General features: G+C 31.3%; 17 protein-coding genes. 11 read left to right on the forward strand and 6 right to left on the reverse strand.

From position 1 onward, the window contains the following. The first annotated feature begins 4 nt into the window (after positions 1–4). From P163_RS16350 to P163_RS16400, 11 genes are all read left to right on the forward strand, one after another. Positions 5–1828 carry a DUF262 domain-containing protein gene (locus P163_RS16350; RefSeq protein WP_034893720.1) on the forward strand — a complete coding sequence of 608 codons (1824 nt, stop codon included), beginning with the start codon at positions 5–7 and terminating at the stop codon, positions 1826–1828. A gap of 4 nt (positions 1829–1832) precedes the next feature. Beyond that, positions 1833–2723: a hypothetical protein gene (locus P163_RS16355; RefSeq protein WP_034893723.1), complete on the forward strand. Its 891-nt coding sequence runs from the start codon at positions 1833–1835 to the stop codon at positions 2721–2723. Further along, positions 2723–3358: a hypothetical protein gene (locus P163_RS16360; protein ID WP_051931275.1), complete on the forward strand. Its 636-nt coding sequence runs from the start codon at positions 2723–2725 to the stop codon at positions 3356–3358. The genes P163_RS16355 and P163_RS16360 overlap by 1 nt, the downstream gene beginning before the upstream one ends. A gap of 1 nt (position 3359) precedes the next feature. Then, a complete protein-coding gene (locus P163_RS16365; protein WP_034893726.1) occupies positions 3360–6374 on the forward strand; it encodes a type I restriction endonuclease subunit R in 3015 nt (1004 codons plus the stop codon). Between the two features lie 5 nt (positions 6375–6379). Continuing rightward, entirely contained in the window at positions 6380–7093 is a 714-nt protein-coding gene (locus tag P163_RS16370; protein WP_034893729.1) for a uracil-DNA glycosylase family protein, read from the forward strand. Between the two features lie 98 nt (positions 7094–7191). Continuing rightward, a complete protein-coding gene (locus P163_RS16375; RefSeq protein WP_034893732.1) occupies positions 7192–9291 on the forward strand; it encodes a GTPase in 2100 nt (699 codons plus the stop codon). Positions 9292–9478: 187 nt separating this feature from the next. Next, positions 9479–11053, forward strand: coding sequence for a GTPase (locus P163_RS16380; protein ID WP_197055446.1), 1575 nt, complete (start codon positions 9479–9481; stop codon positions 11051–11053). Between the two features lie 23 nt (positions 11054–11076). Then, the gene (locus P163_RS17985; RefSeq protein WP_051931276.1) at positions 11077–11448 is read left to right on the forward strand and encodes a hypothetical protein; all 372 of its coding nucleotides are present in this window, start codon (positions 11077–11079) and stop codon (positions 11446–11448) included. Further along, complete coding sequence (locus tag P163_RS16390; protein ID WP_051931277.1) at positions 11441–11905, forward strand: hypothetical protein; 465 nt, start codon at positions 11441–11443, stop codon at positions 11903–11905. Before P163_RS17985 ends, P163_RS16390 begins: the two co-directional genes overlap by 8 nt. 156 nt (positions 11906–12061) lie before the next feature. Next, positions 12062–12664, forward strand: a complete 603-nt coding sequence (locus P163_RS16395; RefSeq protein WP_034893738.1) for a recombinase family protein — start codon at positions 12062–12064, stop codon at positions 12662–12664. Positions 12665–12841: 177 nt separating this feature from the next. After that, entirely contained in the window at positions 12842–13093 is a 252-nt protein-coding gene (locus P163_RS16400; RefSeq protein WP_034893741.1) for a hypothetical protein, read from the forward strand. A 152-nt stretch (positions 13094–13245) separates the two neighbouring features. On the opposite strand, the gene P163_RS16405 is transcribed toward P163_RS16400, so the two are convergent. From P163_RS16405 to P163_RS16430, 6 genes are all read right to left on the reverse strand, one after another. Beyond that, positions 13246–14280: a RelA/SpoT domain-containing protein gene (locus P163_RS16405; RefSeq protein ID WP_034893742.1), complete on the reverse strand. Its 1035-nt coding sequence runs from the start codon at positions 14278–14280 to the stop codon at positions 13246–13248. Between the two features lie 50 nt (positions 14281–14330). Beyond that, positions 14331–14702, reverse strand: coding sequence for a hypothetical protein (locus P163_RS16410; RefSeq protein ID WP_034893745.1), 372 nt, complete (start codon positions 14700–14702; stop codon positions 14331–14333). Position 14703: 1 nt separating this feature from the next. After that, a complete protein-coding gene (locus tag P163_RS16415) occupies positions 14704–15201 on the reverse strand; it encodes a hypothetical protein (RefSeq protein WP_156100729.1) in 498 nt (165 codons plus the stop codon). A gap of 158 nt (positions 15202–15359) precedes the next feature. Then, positions 15360–16133, reverse strand: coding sequence for an HNH endonuclease (locus P163_RS16420; RefSeq protein WP_034893752.1), 774 nt, complete (start codon positions 16131–16133; stop codon positions 15360–15362). A 147-nt stretch (positions 16134–16280) separates the two neighbouring features. Then, a complete protein-coding gene (locus tag P163_RS16425) occupies positions 16281–16988 on the reverse strand; it encodes a hypothetical protein (RefSeq protein WP_034893755.1) in 708 nt (235 codons plus the stop codon). Between the two features lie 218 nt (positions 16989–17206). Beyond that, a complete protein-coding gene (locus P163_RS16430) occupies positions 17207–18697 on the reverse strand; it encodes a hypothetical protein (protein WP_034893758.1) in 1491 nt (496 codons plus the stop codon). Positions 18698–18750: the final 53 nt, after the last annotated feature.

Genomic DNA, 18750 nt, shown 5'->3' on the forward strand with positions numbered 1-18750 from the left:
TAGTATGAAGAAAATTTTAGGTTCTCCCAAAACTATAAGGGAATTATTCACTGGGGTTAAGTATAAAATACATTACTACCAAAGAGAGTATCAATGGGGTAGAAAGCAAATTGAGGAGCTGGTTGAAGATTTAACTGGAGAATTCCTTCAATATTGGTCTGAAGACCATGACCGTCCTGAAGTAGAAAAATATGGTCACTATTTTATGGGGTCTGTAGTTCTTACCGAGGATGAAAATGCCATTATAGATGGTCAACAAAGATTGACCTCTTTAAGCTTACTACTTTTATATTTAACTAAGAACCTAGAAGATTCAAATGACAAGGCTGAGGTTTTAAATTTAATTTATTCTCAAAAGTATGGTAAAACCACATTCAATATCGATGTGGAAGAAAGAACGAGTTGCCTCCAAGCGATAGTAGATGATAAACATTTTGATATAGAAGGTCATCCCGAGAGTGTCCAGAATATTTGGAAAAGATATCAGGATATATCTGGGTTGTTGTTGGATATCTTACCAGATGAAGCACTTCCATTTTTTAAAGATTGGGTAATAGATAATGTTCAATTTATAAAAATCGTAGCTCAGACCGAACAGGATGCTCATAAGATTTTTGTTTCCATGAATGACCGTGGTCTTAGTCTTACCGCAACTGAAATGCTTAAGGGTTATATCTTATCTGAAATAGCTGATAACCAAAATCGAGAATTTGCAAACAACCTATGGAAAAGCAAAATACTTCAGTTAAAATCTTTAGGGAAAGAACAAGAAAGTGACTTTATTAAGATATGGTTAAGAGCAAGATATGCCCAGACTATAAGAGAACGTAAAAAGGGAGCACAGCCTGGAGATTTCGATATTATTGGTACAGCCTTTCATAAATGGGTAAGAGAAAATTCTAGTGACATAGGTCTTTTAAAACCAGTGGACTATGAATCATTTGTTATGGATGAATTCCATTTATTTTCAAATACCTATGAGAGAATAATCAAGTATTCAGAGAATCTAACCCAAGGATTCGAATATATCTTCTATAATGCCAATCGTAATTTTACTTTGCAACCGCTTCTCCTTTTGGCTGCAATAAATAAGAAAGATACGAGAGAAGAAATAGATAAAAAATTAAGAGTAGTATCATGTTTCTTGGACCAATACATATCAGTTCGAGTGTTTAATTATAAAACTATAGATTATTCAGCAATGACCTATGCCATGTTCCAACTATCAAAAAGGATGAGGTACAAATCACCTGAGGAATTAGCCGAATTGTTGACCGAAGAAATTAATAATATGGAATTCACACTTGACGGTGTAGATACATTTAGGCTAAATGGTTGGACTAAAAGATACATGCTTCATCAGTTAGCTAGAATTACTCATTATGTAGAAAATGAAAGTGGTAAGGACACTCAATTTGATGTATATGTAAATAGAGAAATTAAGAACCCTTATGATATTGAGCATATATGGAGTGACCATTACGAGGACCATTTAGAGGATTTTGAGAGCGAAGATGATTTTCAACGTAATAGAAACTTATTTGGAGGCTTATTGATTTTGCCTGCTAATATTAATCGAAGCCTGAATGATAATAAATATTCCCAGAAGATTGAAAAATATTATGGTCAGAACTTATTAGCGGCTTCATTGAATCATAATTCCTATCAGAATAATCCTGGATTCAGAAGTTTTATCTCTAATAATGATTTAGAGTTTATTGCTATTTCAGATTTTCAGAAAAGCTCTTTTCAAGAGAGACAGCAGTTATATAAAAAATTGGTAATGCAAATTTGGAATGTAGCTAATATTAAAGCTCAATTGAACTAAATATATGGGAGTAAATCTATCAGAATATATTCATCCCGAAATGGACATACTTTTTGTAGCTCTTAATGCCCCAGTGAATTCTAATGATAACGGACATTGGTTTACCAACAATTTATCTTTTTGGAACATACTTTATAGAACTGGTATCATAACTCAATCTGTAACGAACAAATTACATGGGGATGAAAAAGTGTTTGGTAAATCTTCTATTAATTTCAATAATTGGACAATTGGTGTAACTGACCTTATAAGAACCGTAGTTGAAACAGATAGTTCTAAAGTGGACCCTACAAAGGATGATGTAAACCGTATACTGGATATTCTCAAGTTAAATAAGGTTAAAAAATTATGTTTAATGCATAGTAAAGTTGGTGCCGCTTTTAGAGATTATGCATTTAATACTTCTTTTAATAAAAATAGGTACGGTAAAATTGGAACTTGGAATGAAACTGAGATATATGAAGTTCCATTTCATAATGCCACCGTGGCAAATAAAGACCATTACTATTCATTATTAATAAATGAGGGACCTGATGGTCAAATTGAAAAACTTAAAGAGTTATCCAATAAGAATGTTCCTACTAGTAAAGAAATAAAAAACATTTCCAGTAAATCTTTTGTTATCCCTAAGTCTGGAAATAGCATCACGGAAAAGGATATTGAAAAAGGACAATTGAGGATTACGGTAGATTTTAAAAAGTATTTTCCTGAAAATTCAGAAATTATTCAAATTAAATATTTGGGTAAGAATTACAAGGCTAAATATGATTTCCAAGAAAGACGTTCATCAATACTTCGAGTTGGGCATAAATTTATGGGTGAAATGCGGATTCACCAACGAACTAGGTTAAAGGTTAGCCGAGAAAATGGCAAATACATATTCAATTTAGTTTAATGAAAGCTTTAGTAAAAAGAGTATATGATATTATAGACCTCTGCTGGTTAAGTTTCTCTGCCAAGGTAGGGAATAGCCTTATTCAAATCAATAAAGAAGCATCCATGCAATTACAATTGGCCTATCTTCTTAAAAACACATGTGATTTATCAATATATAATGAAGATGAATCAGTTCGGATTGAATTAGAAACAAGAATTGTTGTAGAAGGAAAGGTTAAAATGTGTGATATTTTGTTACATATTAAAAAAGGAGAAAAAGAGGTTTTACTACCTATAGAATTGAAATGTTATAAAACCATAAGTTCAAGTGGTGGTCCAAGAGGAGCTCAAGATATTTTTAGATGTGAACTATACAAAGATTTAGAGTTGCTTGAATCATATGAAAGGCATAATGAAAATACTGTTTTAGGTGTCCAATTAACCATGACAGATAGTAGGAATTTTATATATCCAAAAAGCAAGAATTTTAAAAGCTGGAAATATGATACTTCTCACAACACTCTAATAAAAGATGGTATTTTAATAGATACACCTATTGGTGGCAAACCAGTTAATATGATTTTACATAAAACATATTTATTTAATTGGACTCAAGTCGGTGATTACTATTTTTTAAAATTACAAGGAAAATAATATGGCAAACGGTATACACACTGAAGCAACATTTGAATCTACTATTGAGTTGTCCTTGATTGAGGATGGAGGGTATTCCCGTGGCTATTCTAAAGATTTTGACCCCCAAACAGGAGTTTTTCCATCGTATATTATCAATTTCCTGAAGAACTCTCAACCTAAATCCTGGAATAAACTCGAGAATATTCACGGAGTCAACGTTGAAGAGAAGGTAATCCTGAGAATACTTAAGGAACTAGATTTAAGAGGAACTTTAGATGTTATAAGAAACGGATTCATAGACTATGGCGTTAGGTTCCAAATGGCATATTTTCGCCCAGAAACAAGTCTAAATCCAGATGCCGAAGTATTATACAGAAAGAATAGACTAACGGTTACCAGACAGCTATATTATGAGCGTAAAGGGCGAAACTCCATAGACATGGTATTAGCACTCAATGGTCTACCAATAGCTACTATCGAGCTTAAGAATCAGTTTTCAGGTCAGGACGTAAAGAATGCTAAAAAGCAATATGTTTTCGACCGAGAACCAACAGAACCCATTTTTAAATTTAAGAAACGTTCATTGGTGCATTTTGCATTAGATACAGATGAATGTTTTATGACTACAAAACTTGAAAAGAAGAATACAAGGTATCTCCCTTTCAATTTAGGTTATAACAATGGTGCTGGGAATCCACCAAAAAAGGACAATTATCGTACAGCATATCTTTGGGAGTATGTATGGGCTAAAGATTCTTTTATGGACCTTATTGGAAAGTTCCTGCATTTAAATGTCGAAGAATATCAGCTGAATGGGGTTGTAAAAACGAAGGAGAGTATGATTTTTCCTCGTTATCATCAAATGGATGTAGTAAGATGTTTAACCAAGAATGCAAAATTAAATGGAGCGGGTAAGAATTACTTAATCCAACACTCGGCAGGTTCAGGTAAATCAAATTCCATTGCATGGCTTAGTTACCGTCTTTCCAGTTTACACAATGATAAAGATGAAAGAATATTTGATTCGGTTATAGTTATTACGGATAGACGAGTTCTTGATTCTCAATTACAAAATACCATATATCAATTTGAACACAAACAAGGAGTTGTTCAGAAAATAGATAAGGATTCTCAACAACTTGCTGATGCACTATCGGCTGGGAGTAACATAATAATCACTACACTTCAAAAATTCCCATTCGTACTGGATAAAATCGGAGAATTACCAGCCCGAAAATATGCTGTTATAATAGATGAGGCACATTCCTCCCAAGGAGGGGAAGCAACTAAAAAAATGAAAGAAGTCCTTTCTGCGAAATCTTTGGAAGAAGCTGAAGATGAAGAGATGAATTCTGGTTTGGATGAGGATGCAGAGGATAGCATAAGAAAGTCAATGGAGGCTAGGGGTAAGCAAAAAAACTTAAGTTTTTTCGGTTTTACCGCAACTCCAAAATCAAAGACAGTGGAGGTATTTGGAACACCAGATAAAAATGGCATCCCAAAACCTTTTCATCTTTACTCAATGAAACAAGCCATTGAAGAAGGATTTATATTGGATGTCCTTAAAAATTATATTACCTATAAAACCTACTTCAGACTATCCAAGGAAATAGAGGAAGACCCAAAGGTGAATAAGAAACAAGCTGCTAGAGCGATAGGTAGATTTATGTCTCTTCACCCACATAATCTTTCACAAAAAACTGAAGTTATTGTTGAACATTTCAGGCAGGTGGTTTCTAAAAAAATTGGAGGACAAGCTAAAGCAATGGTTGTCTCCAGTTCCAGACTTCATGCAGTTAGATATAAAGAAGAATTTGATAAGTATATCAAGCTAAAGGGCTATAAGGATATTAAAACACTAGTAGCCTTCTCGGGTAAGGTTATTTATGATACCTACCCAGAAGGAGTGACAGAGCAGCAATTAAATGGTTTTAAGGAAAAAGAATTACCAAAGAAATTCTCAACTGATGAATACCAGATTTTATTAGTGGCAGATAAATATCAAACTGGTTTTGACCAACCTTTACTTCATACCATGTATGTTGATAAGAAGCTATCGGGTGTGAAGTGTGTACAGACTCTTTCCAGATTGAATAGAACTCACCCAGGTAAAGAAAATACCTTCATTCTTGACTTTACCAACGAAACCGAAGATGTTCTAAATTCATTTCAGCCATATTATGAGTTGACTACAATAGAGAAAAACACCGACCCAAATCATTTATTCGATTTAAAGACAGTGATAGATAGTGCTCAGATAATTTGGGATAGTGAGGTTAATAATTTTTGTAATGTATTCTTTAAATCTGCCGCCTTATTATCTAAAGGAGAGCAAAAGATTCTTAATGGTTGTATAGACCCAGCAGTTGATAGATTCAAGCAACTACCTGAGGAGAATGCAGATGATGGGAATGGGTTGGGCAATCAGATATCCCAAGATGATTTTAAGAATGCTTTGCAGGCTTTTACCAGATTGTATTCTTTTCTTACTCAAATAATGCCATTTTCAGATGTGGAACTAGAAAAGCTTTATACTTATGGAAGATTTTTATTGAAGAAGCTTCCCAAAAAGCATCAGGGAGATAAATTTCAGTTAGGTGACGAGGTATCTCTGGAATATTATAGACTACAGAAGATTGCAGAACAAAATATAAACCTGGTTAGCGAAGGCGAATCTCATCTTGATGGAGGAGGAGAAGCAGGTATTAGAAAGCCAAGAGATGAAGAAGGCCAACTTTCAGAAATTATTGAAGTTTTGAATCAACGTTTTGGTACGGAATTCAATAATGCCGATAAGTTATTTTTTGACCAAATGGAAACTGAATTGGCCCAGGATAAGAAATTATCAGCACAGGCTAAAAGCAATTCTATTGAGAACTTCAAGTTCGGTTTTGAAGATGCCTTTATGGATAAGCTCATAGGACGTATGGAGCAAAATCAGGACATCTTCACTAAGATTATGGATGATAAGGAATTTGGTGTGTTGGTGAAGAATTACCTTTTGAAAAGAGTGTATAATCAGTTAAATCAATAAAATTTATGAATTCTGAGTTAACTAAACTCTACAGCTCTAAATGGACTAAATTTTATGAGGAACTTTCTAAAATCAATACGGATAGTAAATTTCCAATAAAACCTGCAAACCCACTTTTACTAAAAATAGGAGATGTTGAAAAATATAGAAATTCCGATATCAAAGTTATGTTTTGTGGTCAGGAACCAAATACGTGGGGAGGCGAATTAAAAAACAGTATTAGTAAAATTCAATTGTATTATCAGGATTTCTTCCTTTCCAATTATTGTTACGATAAATATGGGGGTCAATTTTGGAATGGAGTCAATAGATTAAGAGAATTGATTTATAATAAGTTCCCAGGAAAATCAATTGATTTCATTTGGAATGATATTGTGAAAGTAGGAAAAAGGGACGGACTTGGACTTCCTCCGAGGTATATTGAAGAGGTGGAACTAAAGTATTTTAAAGTTATTAGAGAAGAAGTTGAGATATTAAAACCTGACGTAATAATTTTTATGTCTGGACCAAACTATGATTGGTTCATTAAACAGCAATTTGGAGAGGTGAATTTCATTTCAGTAGATAAATTTACTGAGCGGCAAATAGTTAAAATAGATATTCCTGGTGTATCATCAGCTTATCGAACATATCACCCTAATTATTTATGGAGGAACAATATTGACCATTACTTTAATTCCATTCTTGAGGAAATTACTTTAGACATAAATTCAGACTAATATCATAATCTAGAGAAAATATATCAATGGTATGAATATGAAACGGTTGTTGAATTTAAAATTTTATCTAGCCGTTTTATCTAAATAATAAATATTATATGAGCAAAAAATTTTCCGAGATTATTTATTATAAATATTTGGAAACAGTACAAGAATCTGGGGTATTGAATACTTATGAAGCTGAACATGGTCACGAGAGTGAATTTGCATATAAGTTAACACGTTGCAAAATGGTTGCTCAAAAAGAATTTATTTCCTGCCACCATGAAATTGTTCAGATTTTTGATGAAATTATAAAAATAGATAAAAGCATCAATAAGGATATTAATAACATACAAAATAAATATTCAACCTATGATGAAATTTGGGGAAGCATATTTGATGAATTTAATTTTGCACTCACCGAAATTTTCAATTACGGGTCTGATAAACTCATAGCTTCCTTTGAAGAAAAAATTCAGAGAATAGATAAGTTTACAATATGTTTATTTGGCAAATCTAAAGTTGGTAAAAGCACCACTATGGAAGCTCTTACAAACGGTGATGGTAGTACGATTGGAATTGGAAGACAAAACACAACTAAAGATGTAAAGGAATATTCATGGAATGATTTAAAAGTAATAGATACGCCAGGGATAGATACCTTACATAAAATTGACCAACTCGATAAGTTGGCATTACAATATGCCGATAAATCCGATTTAATTGCCTTCTTAATGCCGCATCAAATTGACGAGAGTGATTTTGAGAAATTCAAATTATTTTATCAGCAGAAGAAGCCCATAATCATTATTTTAAATGTTAAACAAAGTGCTGGTAAATTAGGCACAAAGGACTTGGAAATGTTTCTCAAAAATTCAGATAGAATTTTTGAAGAAAGTAAAATCCAAGAATACAAGGATAGAATTAATGACTATGTTTTGAATGTCTTAGGAATAGAAAAGGACTTGATTCCAATTATACCAATTCACTCTGAATCAGCATTTCTTTCAAATAATTCTACTGATAAAGTTCTTTCTGAGAAGCTTAATTCTATTAGTAACTTCGAAAATTTGAAAAATTTATTGATTACGGAAGTTACAGAATTCGGAGAACTTTATCGAATAAAGAACCCTCATGAAACTGTGAAATTGTTTTCAGATAAAATTGTTGGGGAACTTAATGTTTTCAATTCCTTTTTGGATGAGCAGCAAAAAGTTTTTATTAGAAACATTGAAAAATTCAATTCCGTTAAGCATAAAATAAGTCAAATTGAAAATTCAATTATACAGAAAATACTCGGCAATTATTTTCAGAATAAATTAAGTGTTATTGACTTTGTTATAAATCAATTGTTTGATGCAAAAGAAGAACAGGAAAGAAAGAAGATATTAGATGATTTTATTTGTGAATCTGAAATGAGGATATGTATTGATAAGGCTAATAGCGAATTGCAAAATGCTATCAAGAAGGAGGTGAAGGACTATTTTAATTGCTTTTCAGATGAACTTCAATTATTAGATTTAAATTTCAGTAAGTCTAGTTTAAATATTTCAACAAGTGAAAAAATAACTGACATTGATAAGGCTAAGTCTAGGAGTAATGTTATTGACGGAGCAAGAGTTATTTCAGGTGTATTTGGGGGCATCGTATTGGGTATTTCAGGAACAGGGCTTATAGGAGGTGCTACAGGAACTGTTTTTGGATTGGGAAGTACAAATTTTTGGAATCCTGTAGGTTGGGGTCTAATGGGTCTTGGAATAGTATTGTCCATTGCAGGGATGTTTTTGTCTAGAAAACAAAAGAAAAAAATAGCAGAAGCCAAGAATAAGGCGCGTTCTGAACTTAAAAAAGAAATTAAGGCCATAAAAAACAATTTAATCAATGAAATTTTAGATTCTAATGCAAAGATAATAGAGCAAATAAAAGTTGACCATATCGATGTACTAAGTGAATATCAACTGTATTCCAAAAAGCATCAGTCTGAAATTAAAAGTTTAAAAATTTTAATTGAAAAAATAGCAATTGTCACGGATAAGAATAAATATCAGGCAATTATTGATAATCTCTCTAATACAACCTCCTGTAAGATTCAAAATGTTATTCATTCTGAAAAATTAATAACTCTAATTTTAGAAGAGCTACCAGATGCAATCCATGAACTTCAGAGAGTATTTACACGAGTTGAAGAAAAGCAAGTAATTTTATTAAAAGCATAAAATCATGATAGAAACAAAGGTTGAAATAATTCAAAATAAGGTTAACACAATTTGTCAATACTTCAAGAGCTTAGTTTTAAATAATAAATTGAATTATAGGACAGAATATGACAAGGAGAAAGTCCTAAAGGAGTTGGAAAATATCGAGGAAATGATATTCAACACTAATGAATTAACAATAGCTTTTGTGGGAGAATATAATGCAGGTAAAACTACTATTATAAACATTCTTACAGGGGAAAATTTTCCTACTAGTAATAAGCCTGAAACATTTAAAGCTGTTGAGATACCATGGAAGGGTTACAAATTGGTGGATACACCAGGGCTAGGCAGTGGTAATCCCGACCATGATAGCGAAACCCGCAAATGGTTAGAAGAGGCAGATTTGTTATTATATTTTTTGACCCCAGATTTGTTTGATTCGTTCGCAGGAAGAAGATTTCATGATATTTTAAAAAAATATAATAGGAAGCAAGAGTTGATGCTTGTTATGAATTTTATAGATGGGGAGGGAAATGATATAGAAATTTTCAGGGAAGAATTGCAAGAAGCAATTGACCCTACTCCATTAGAAGATTATTTTCCAACTTTTATTTCTGCTGAATATTTCAATCTAAGTAATCAAGAAAAAGAGCTGGAAGATAAAAAGTACTATATGGAGAAAAGTGGGTTTAATTCTTTTATGGAAACATTAGATTCATTTCTTTTAAATAAAGAAGAGAAAAGTCGGTTAACGACTCCCTTAATGAAACTTTATGTACTGTCTCAAGCTATTGAAGTAAACAGCGATTTTAATAAAGAAATTGAACTAATAAATTTTAAACTCCAATTCTTAAATGAGACGGTAAAAACAATTGAGTCCATTACCAATGATTTTGAGGGTAATTTAAATTCTGATGTATTACAAGTGTCTGGTGAAATTTATTCTGCATTGGATAATCCGCCTAAGGAATTCAAAATTTTCTTAGAGAATAAATTTGCGGAATTCAATGAGAAAATAACTGGGAGAATCGACTATTTGACACAGCAGTCTAATTTGGTACTTGAGGATTTCGAAAGTGAAAATATCAAATTAGCTAATTCAGAACTATCCAAAGAAGTGGAGAAGCGCATAAATGAATCAGAAAAATTAAAAAATATTTTCGGGAAGGTATCAACTATTTCCTATAAAAAAGAAAAATCTTCCGATTCTAGCCTTTTAAAAGATATTAGGGAAAATGTTATTGAATTTGAAACTTTGGGAGGTAGAGAGGATAAGATGGTTTCAACCATATTTAAAGGTGATTATAGTTCATTATCAAAACAATTGATAAGTAAGATTGATAGGAATGTGGTTTTAGATATCGGACACAAGTTGGGTCATAAATTCAAACCATGGGAAGCTGTAAAGTTGACTCAAAAAATTTCCACGCGTATAGCCCAGTCCGTTCCTTTTATTAATATAGCTGTTGCAGTGTGGGATGCGGGAGCCCATTTTTATAAAAAGAAGAAAGTGGAAAATGCTGAACGTAAACTGAGGGAATTTAAAGAAGAATTAAGAATTAATTTTAATAATGCAATATTGGAGACCAAAGAATCGGTAAGAAAGGAAATGATACAACCTCTACTAACAAACTTTCATTTATTGAAGAAACTTAATAATGATAAAAAAGAGGAATTAATGAAAGTTAGCGAAATCAATGAAAGCTTATTAAAAGAGATAGAAGATAAAAGACAGATGTGTCTGGATATACATAGTGAAGTACATAAAGTACTTAATTAATAAAACTAAATGGAAAAATTAATATGAGCATAAAAAAGAAAAGTATCGATACAATTAAATTTCTTTATCCACTAGAATCCTACTTTTTGGAAAAGTCAATGGAAGTTGCAGAAATTCTGAAAAATGGAGATATAGCAGAAATGAAAATTGAATTGGAAAAGAAGATAATTGAATGCAAAATTTTGGAATTACAAGCAAAGACAGACCAAGAATTTGCTATTTCAAGAAGAATCGATAATGCAGTCGATGTAGAAATTGAAGAATTTTATGAGTCATCTGGAAATGGCAAGATAGGAGGAAATGCTAGTGAAAATTCCATTGGTATTGATATTAGTGGTAGTGGAAAAAAAATAACTAGACGCATTTATAAATTTAAAGGAATAAAGGATGCATGATATTATTAGACCTTATTCTAGGATAGATATTAACAAGGAATTTATTAAGGTAAAGAAAAAACTACATGATGAAGCAGTTATAAGAGGGGTGGAATTGGATGGAAGACCTGTTTCTTACTTTGAAGATGTATACACTGGTTCAATTTTTAGAGGTGGGGAAAAGTACGAATATGAGCATATAAGGTCTGCCGAAAATTTGCATTCTGAGTATAAAAATATTCATACTGATAAGGAAATCGCACTAATCGTAAATCATAGAAATAACATTGGAGTTACTAGCTTGGAGATTAATAGATTTAAAGATAAGTATAGAATTGAAGATAGGATTTTGAATGATGATGATTTAATTAGAAAATTTCAGATTGATGTTTTTCTGACAAAACGGAATGTGAGCAAGGCGGATACTAGTATTAATGAAATGTCATTGCAAATTTTAAGGGATAGGAGGAATGATTAAAGATTTAAAATTAAACTGATGGCTATTCTCGTTCAATTTTAGACTATGCCCTTGTTGGATATACCTAATTGGTATAAAATGGTCGTTTTTTGATGTATTATTTTGCCACCCTAAAAATATACATTATATTTGAATTATTCCTAGAAATATATCATCATGACCAAAGTTAAATACGTTAGAGTTTCCACAGTAGAGCAGAACACTTCGAGACAAGAAATTAATTCAAACGAATTTTCAAAAGTATACGTTGAGAAAGCATCTGGTGCAGTAAAGTTCCTTGAACGTGATGAGGCTAAAAAATTAATTCAAGATATCGATAAGGGAAATATAGCTGAAATCCACATTACAACTCTAGACCGCCTGGGTCGGGATATAATCGACATCTTGACAATGATTGAATATTTCAATTCAAAATCAGTGAACCTATTTGTTGAAAATATTGGAATGTTCTCAATGATTAATGAAAAACCAAATCCAACCTTCAAGATGATTGCATCAGTTTTGGGGAATGTCGCTGAAATGGAACGTAATAATATGTTGGAGCGTCAAAAAGCTGGTATTGAATTGGCAAAACTTAAAGGTAAGTATAAAGGTCGCTTATATGGAACTCGCATGACCGATGAAGAATTCTTAAAGAAATATAAAAACGTGCAGGCTGAACTTAGAAATGGTGAATCATTAAGAAGAGCTGCACGTTTGGGTGGTGTCTCGTTAGGAATTGCACAGAAAGTTAAAAGATTGATGATGTCCGAAGCCTAACAACACCAATCAATTTTAATAGCTCCCATACAGCGAAGTGTGTGGGGATATTTACAGTATCACAAAACTGGAGTTAAACAATAAAAGAAGTCTACAGCCTAATAAAGAATCAATATAATGCTAGGGACGAATTAAAAGAATAAATCAATACTATTACATCCAAAGAAAATGATATTAATGATAAAGGATAAGGTAGTTGAGATACTAATGACAAGGATTAATTTAAAAAGGGAAATAATAGACCAACTAAATGTAGAGTTCAAACAAATAGATGATACTTACTATCTACAAAATGAGGTAAGGGCACAAAAGTTTCTCCCGAATAGATTTGGTCAATGGATAACCATAGAAGGTAAGAAGTGGTATAAGGATTCAACTCTTAACTATGGATTACTAAATAAACCAAAAAAAGAAGAGTTTACTCAATAATAATCGTAACGTATTATCAATTGTCACGGTGTACCCATTTGTTGGAATAAGGTCGCATTCTAGGTTGCTATGTTGTTTGAAAATTAGTCTTTAAAATATCACTTTTCACCAAACTGCCCACTATTTGCGAGTAAACGATGTTAGCCAACGTTCTATATAAGATTTAATTTAATACAATTTTTATTTATTTTTTCTAAAGCATTTAAGAATTCTGATGTATCCAAGAAGTAACTTGGATATGCCTTTTTTAAATCTTTAAATGAAGTAGCGGATACCAACACAACTGCATTTTTAGAATCATCAATGTTTTTCTCAATTTCTAAATATCGATTAGTTGCTAAATTATAACTTGATTTATTGAATACATTTAATGAGACAACCTGTTTGACAATGTCAATATGAATCAAATAATAATCTCCAGGAAATTTTTGTTTCTCAAGATGTTCAGTGGTAACTCTTAATGCTTTAAGAGTATCGATTACGCTTAGGTTCGTACACGATTTATAACATTCAACCATTAACTCTTCAAGGCTGCTTTCTTCATGAATATCTAATACAGGTAACTTCTCTTTTATGGCAAAAAGGGAACTAACTACTTGAAAAAAATCTAGCCAATCGTCTGGGCCTTTGCTTGATTTTAAGGATGTTTTTGTTATAATTCCAGCTGTTTCTACTGCCGTTGCCCAGTTATGTTGAAGTTTAGTTCTAATCTGAAGCTCAACTCTCAATTGATTATATTTTTCAACTTTTGAATTATAATTGTAAATGAAATGAATGCTCCTATATCCAGAGGGTTTTGGTCTAGAAACATAATCATTGGTCTTATCTGATTTGTTGTGATATGTCTCGCTCTCTAAAATTCCTTTAAGTTTTTTTAAATCCTTTACATCTTTAAGTACAGCTCTATATCCACCAATATCTTGCATACCTCCTAAGCCCATACTAGGGTTTAGGTCTAACTTATATTCAATTGATGTCAATCGCTTTAACCTTTGTGAGATTAAATGAGGCTCAATTTTATTTTTATCTAAAACTTTCATCAATCTTCTCTTCATAACTTTTAATGGTTGAAGATGATTTGTCCGCCAAATATTTATTTTATTTAATGCAATATTGATTTCATCTTCAGATTTTGAAGCTAAAAGCACGTTACCAGCTCTTGTTATTTCTTTTCTTGAATATTTCATTTAAATGTTGGCTAGAACTAGCAATAAATTATATAAGGTGATAGCATACGTTATTTTTCAGGTTCACTTATATTTGGACTTTCAAAAAGATTAATTTGCCTTATCGCATTCTCAATTTGTGATTCACTTATTTTAGGGTCGAGGCTATCTTCAAATTCCGAAATATTATCCATCCAAAAGTAGAACTCATCATTAGTGAATTTTGATGCTTTTTTATCCGCTGTTTTTTCAACGGAAGCAATTAGATTTTTCGTTAAATCTTTAATTTCTTGTTTTGGCGCACTATTAATTCCGTCTTCAAATAAATCTTTCTTGTAATCTTCAAATTTTTCTGCCTGTTTTATATATCTACTCAAATAATATAAGGCACTTCTTATCTCTGGAATTGAAAATCCTTGAGTAATTTTTTTAAATTCTTTCATCTTATCCGATTTTAATTATATCAAAAGCTGACTGTGGTAAATCCGAAACTATATACTCATGTGATAATGGATTTGCTCTATCCTTTACGTCTACTTTATTATAGTAAGGAACAGCTTCTAATCGGGAAATCACGCAAAGAAGAGGTCTAAACTGTTGGTCTTTAGCCAACTTTGAAATAGCAACTATTTCATTGTGTTTTTCTTCGTCAATCTTACCTAATTTAAGCATAATGTCAGCACCTTTTCTGATTCCAGTTCTGTTTAATTTAATTTTGACATTGTGCAAATCCGAACCATCGATTTCATTTTGCAATAATTTATAAATCTCTATTGGTGATGAACTTGGTGGAACTGTAAAATGAGGTGATTGAAAATCTGAACCAAAATACGGTGTACACCACATATAGTGTTTATCGTTATAGTATTTTTTATTAATGTTATATGCAAGAGTAGTCATCGTTGAATATAATATTGGATGTTTAATATCTTTTAATGACATACTTTAATATTTGTTCTATTGTTCATTATATGAGTGAGTTCTTAATGTATGCTAACGGTCTTGGTTAAGGCAAGTAGCTTGGAGTAGTGCCGCTAAATTTTCGGCTTTGCTGTATTGTTACTTGGTGTCTAAAATAGCAATTTTCAACAGAATGCCCGCTATTTGCGCTTAACCGATGTTGGTTGCAGTTTTTTTCTAAAATGCTCAGGGTAAATCGATTTTTCCTCAAATTTTTCAAGCCACTTCAAATCTCTATTCAACAGATTAATGATTAATGATATTCCTCCTAAGTCATAATTAAATAATAAAATATCATCTGACACTTCTTTAAATCTCAACTTACATTTTATTTTACTTAATCTGTATTTATCAAGATAGGTAGGAATACTTTTCGAATTTTCCAAAGCTTTATTAGTGGTTATGAAAACCCAGTCTTTAGTGTTTTGATTAGTCAAATAATGTTTTAATTCTTTAAAATTATATTTATCATAAAGCTTTTTTTGAGATTTATATATTGATTCAACAGCTACCATCAATAAGAACTTAGAAACAGCATTTTCACTTTGGTCAAATGCTTTAACGTAAACCTGACCAGTTTTAGTTTTGGGATTATAATTTTTGAAATTTTCCTTATCTAGTCCTTTGATTTCAACATGGTTTCTTTTAAAATCTTTATTTCCTTCTATTTCTAGTTTGTCAACTTTCCCCTTTGCAGTTTTACCTTTCTTTGTTTTTATTCCAAGTCGAGCTCTTTCCATAGCAAAAACTGAATTCGATAACGCCTTATTCTCGAATTTGGAAAATAAATTATTGCAATTATCACATAATTCTCCTTTTTCAAGAATATAATGCTGATTTCCTAAACTTTCAGGTATAATATGTTCAATTGAATTCGAATTATTCTTCTTATCACAAATAATACAATTAGTCATTTATTATTTCTCTGTTTAAAAATTGCTACCAACTTTCTTGGTTGAGACAACAAGTAGCGTGGAGTAGGGACACGTTCTTGTCGGCTTAGTTGTTTTTTACTTGGTGTCTAAAATATTACTTTTTATCTAAATGCCCGCTATTTGCGCTTAACCGACGTTGGCAACTGGCGTTTTACTGAAATCCTGTTTCACGTCAGCTACGCTTTTTATTATCAATCTCACATAGTAAAATATTGTTACAAGAAATAACCAAATAGTTAGAACTGTAATTATTTTACTAAACCAATTTAAACTCCATTGTGCATCCAATAAATCTATAATTGCTAAAACGGGAAAAATTATTGGGATAACCATTATTGCAATAAGTGGTATCGTTAGTAAGATTGTATCTATTTTAAGTTTTCCCTTATCTAAGTATTTACTTTGTACTTCTTCAGCAATGGAAAAAGGCATTATCCCTAAAAGGAATGACTTTGAATACATTGATTCTTCGAAAATATCATTTTTTGTATTATAAATATAACCTCCAATTTGTCTTATATTACTTATAATTGTTCCTCTCTGTGAATTGATAGCTGCAAATTGTAAAAAGAAATAATTGAAAATTAAAGGAATTAGTAGCTTTATAATTTCTTGATTAGTTGAGATACTAAATGTTCCAAGATTTATCTCTGAAAAAAGCTTCAAATCAATTCCGTAATATATCATGATTAAAGCTAAAAGCCACATTTGGGTTTTAATGTTTTCACTTTTAAGAGACTCCAACTTACTTAATAATTTGTCAAAGTAATCTCTAATGATTTCTATGGAACTGGAATTGGAATCTAAAAATTTTTCAGTTTGTACTTTATTCATATTTTAATTATGCTTGTTGCCAATGGTCTTGTATATGGCTCGTAGCGTGCAAATTAGCGATAGCTTTTCGGTTAAGCACGAGCCGAATTTTTTAATTTTTTTATTATCTTTTTTTATCAATAAGCCAAATTAAAAAATTTGGCGGACTAGTAAATGTACCTTAACATGGATTTATCAACTATCTAGCTATGAGCTATATACGGTGTTACCCGCTGGCTTTATTTCCTCACATACTTTCTAAATGCTGAAATAAATTGAAATATAAAGAAACCTACAATTATTTTATTTCCAAAATCGAGAAACAATGTCCAAAATGTATACTCCGATTTAGGTATTAAAAAATCCTTTCTGTGAGTTAAATCTAAGAATGAAAAATAATGTCCTACTAAATTCCAGTCAATTTCTGTTGACTTAAAAATTCTACCAATATTTAAAAGATATAAAACGTAGAAGAGTATTGAGAAGAAAAAAAGTCCCAAAAGAGGTCTTTTAATTGATAATCCGTGATTGTTTGAAATACTGTTCAAACCAAGGATAAATTTATCAGATTTCGGTAAGCTGGAAATCTTTTTCAAAGAATCTTTTGAAATAGCACCGAGTTTTTGTGCCTCAAAATAATTTCCAGAACCTTCTAAAGATTTCCTCAATTGAAGAAACGTTTCATATTGGTCTTTATAATAGTTTTGTGGTTTTTTTTCAGGGTAATGTATATTTTCTAATGTCATAAACTTTTCAAAACTCAAACTATCTTTTGGGAAATTACAGCTTGTAAAAGTTGCTTTAGCAAAACGTGTTCTATAAAATGACAATGTTTTATAAGCATTGAAATCAATGTTATCGAACCAACTATTATCCATATTAGATTTATGGACTTCAACTTTAGAATCAATTGAGTAGGGCGAAATATTATAAAGCAACATTTCAGATTCAGAGCTAAAATCTCTAATGAAAAGGTTGCTTATTTCTGTATTTTCAATGGAAATTTTTTCATTGGCAGAACCTCTTAATGATAGAGAATTCAAGATGCAATTTTCAATCTTTAGTTGTTCATCAATTACCTTGGAAAAATCTATGCTTAAGTTTATATTTAGTTTTTTCTTTTCCGCATTTGTTAAAAAATATCGAGTTTTATATTCCGTTATTTGTTCGTTTAGGGCACAATAAACTCCTGATTCTTCTTCTTTGCTTTGGTTAAAGCGAATATTTATTTGTTTTGAGTGATTAACATAAATTGATTGTTTTAGACTTAACAAACTACCTATTGACTTTACATCAGAGCCTTTAAGTAAAGTTTTCCATTTACTTAAAAATATATTTTCTTCAGTGTAAGATATGTCTATTCGTTTTTGGTATTGTAAAAATAGAGAGGGTGTAAAGCAATTATTAATTGAAATATTTTTAATTAAATTATTATTAATATTCCCACTAATTATAGAACCGCCGAAATGAAATGAAATTTGTTCGGTTTTTATTGTGCCTATTTGAATATCTTGAATTTGGCAGGATGAAAAGTTTAACGATATACTTTTGAAGTCAATTGCATTTTCGTTGATAATAATTAGCTTTTGAAATCGACAATTGTCAAAGTTCAGAACTGTTTTATTATCTATAAATATAACGTCGTCAAAAACTTCCTGCGTTATTTTTATTTCCGCTGTTCCAAAATCCTGATTCTTAATCGTTTTGTATGGTTCTAATTGTATCTCCAATGTTTTTTTAGCTTGCGGGTAACATGTTATACAAAATATAAATTAACGAAATA

It is taken from the genome of Gillisia sp. Hel_I_29 (genome assembly GCF_000744275.1).
Lineage (GTDB): Bacteria > Bacteroidota > Bacteroidia > Flavobacteriales > Flavobacteriaceae > Gillisia.